Origin of the sequence: Pseudoalteromonas sp. CR1 (assembly GCF_019392235.1) — a bacterium.
Taxonomy (GTDB): domain Bacteria; phylum Pseudomonadota; class Gammaproteobacteria; order Enterobacterales; family Alteromonadaceae; genus Pseudoalteromonas.
Genome location: NZ_JAHXRM010000597.1, coordinates 1 through 239, shown reverse-complemented (window position 1 = coordinate 239; position 239 = coordinate 1). Strand labels below are relative to the sequence as shown.

At 61.9% G+C, this 239-nt stretch carries 1 protein-coding gene; it reads right to left on the bottom strand.

The features are described 5' to 3' along the window. Positions 1-203: hypothetical protein (locus KZZ04_RS20690; protein ID WP_219424104.1), on the bottom strand; the 203-nt coding region annotated here is incomplete at its 3' end. Positions 204-239 lie beyond the last annotated feature (36 nt).

Genomic DNA, 239 nt, shown 5'->3' with positions numbered 1-239 from the left:
ATCACGGTCTTGGCCATTTCGAGCAGGTGCCATACGGCGTGGATCCTGGCGCGGTCGTGGGGTGGCAGGTGGTCACCGCAGTCGAGGACGGTGGCGCTGGCGCTGTGGATCAGGTGGGAAAGGTAGAGCTGGGCGTCTTCGAAGCTGAGGTTTTCGTTGACGACGAGGCAGTCTGCGGGTGGGTCGGGGAGTGCTTTGGTCATGGTGTAACTCCTATTGAACTGGGGGCTGCCACCAAC